The organism is Pseudolactococcus yaeyamensis (genome assembly GCF_054658615.1).
This window is the reverse complement of sequence record NZ_BAAGGP010000178.1, coordinates 1-1,604: the sequence shown is the minus strand read 5'-3', so window position 1 is coordinate 1,604 and position 1,604 is coordinate 1. Positions and strand designations below refer to the sequence as shown.

Below are 1,604 nucleotides of genomic sequence, written 5' to 3'. Positions count from 1 at the left end.
TTCACCAAAATATTAGAACGATTGGAGGCAGCATAATGGCGGATTTAACAAAATATTTAGCTGAAAAACCTAGAAAGAAGAAAAACAGAGAGGCGATTTCTGGAAGTAGAAAAGTAGAATTTTCTACTCCTAATGAGGCACCTAACAAAGCGGCGACAAAAAGTATCAAGGTTACTGTAGAAACACACAAACAACTGATGATACTGAAAGCCGTGACAGGTCTATCAATCACCGAGATTGTTGCTGAGAGCGTGCAACAGTATGGCGAAAGCCATTTGAATCACACTCAAAGGAATCTATCTCAGTCTTTACTTGAGGATCCAAATCAGTTGAGTTTAGACATTGATTAGACCCAGAAAATACAAGGTAATTATTACTTGTATTTTCTGAAATGTAGACAAAGATTGTGCCTATATTTTAGAGAATGCAAGTTCAAGAAAAACGAAAGGATAGTGATATGAATAGGCAAAACAAAGGGAAAATAATAGCCCTGGTCTTGAGTGTAGTTGTCGGAACTACCATAGGGGTATCATACGGTTTGAGCACTCATCAACTTCATCAACCTCAATTTATTGCAGAAGCCAATATGACGAAAATAGCATCAGGAAAATATTTCTTGCCTGAGTATGAAGCATCAGGAAAGCAAGTAGTGGCTGATATACTTGCAGATGCTAAAAATCAATCAGAAGTTTTTGGTAGTAAAACCTACACGCTTGACCCTGATGGCAAAGAAACCAGCGATAAAATAATGAAAGAGGGTGAAAATGGATAAGTACACCTATTCAGAATACTTGAAAGCAATTAGTAAAATTCCTAAAAATAATGAACTAGCTCATACCATAGGTTTGATTGCATTCGGATTAATACTGGTGGTCATACTGTTATTCTTTAGCATGTTTTATGAAAATTATCTAGATATGGACACTTCTGTTGCACAGCTTATTCCTTTACCTGTGCTAGTCATTATAGTAATTATTTGCCTGTGTTCGGGAGGGTTTAGAACTTCCGAATATAAAGGACTGCCAAAATCTGAGATACAAAAAACGTATTTAACTCAGGCAAAAAAGATAGAGATTAGCGAGTCAATCCCAATTTATAACTTAAATGCGACAAATTCACAGGAAATCAATGGTCATGTTTCAGGCGGCTTTCTGTTTGTTTCTGGCAGCGTTGAAACCTCAAACAAAAGAGATTATAGGTATGTGGTTAAAGAAACGGATGGCTATCAATTCTTGAACCTGAAAGATGAGTACAACCTATCTAGCGATAAGCAGGTCTACATTAATGAAACGATTGAAAGTCCTGCTTTGGTCATTAAGAAGCAGAAATATGAAGATAAGCGATTTGACAAGCTCTTGATGGAATTTAACAATAACCATCGGTCTAATTCCAAGTTTCTTTCAGAAGAAAAATATATCTTCAATGTGCCTAAGGGTTCGGTAGTTAATTCGTTTGAGGCGAAGTGAAAAAATATTAGTTTTCTGAAATGTAGACAATGGTTGTGCCTATATTTTAGAGAATGCAAGTCGTAAATTTAATGACATAGAAAGTGATGGTACTAAAATGTTTGATTCAACAACTGTTCAAGCCAATAACGGTTTGAT

At 35.8% G+C, this 1,604-nt stretch carries 3 protein-coding genes; all 3 read left to right on the top strand.

Annotated elements, in window-relative coordinates; genetic code table 11:
- A partial coding sequence (locus tag ACYQ21_RS15545; RefSeq protein ID WP_460059583.1) for a hypothetical protein occupies positions 1-350 on the top strand: 350 nt, incomplete at its 5' end.
- Positions 351-424: 74 nt separating this feature from the next.
- Positions 425-772 (top strand): hypothetical protein, encoded by a 348-nt coding sequence (locus ACYQ21_RS15540; protein ID WP_460059582.1) that lies wholly within the window; start codon positions 425-427, stop codon positions 770-772.
- The gene (locus tag ACYQ21_RS15535) at positions 765-1,466 is read left to right on the top strand and encodes a hypothetical protein (protein ID WP_460059580.1); all 702 of its coding nucleotides are present in this window, start codon (positions 765-767) and stop codon (positions 1,464-1,466) included. The genes ACYQ21_RS15540 and ACYQ21_RS15535 overlap by 8 nt, the downstream gene beginning before the upstream one ends.
- The last annotated feature ends 138 nt before the right edge of the window (positions 1,467-1,604 follow it).

Bases quoted from the DNA above. Each gene is read 5' to 3' on its own strand.
- ACYQ21_RS15540 (WP_460059582.1), top strand. From the start codon at position 425: ATGCAAGTTCAAGAAAAACGAAAGGATAGTGATATGAATAGGCAAAAC.
- ACYQ21_RS15535 (WP_460059580.1), top strand. From the start codon at position 765: ATGGATAAGTACACCTATTCAGAATACTTGAAAGCAATTAGTAAAATT.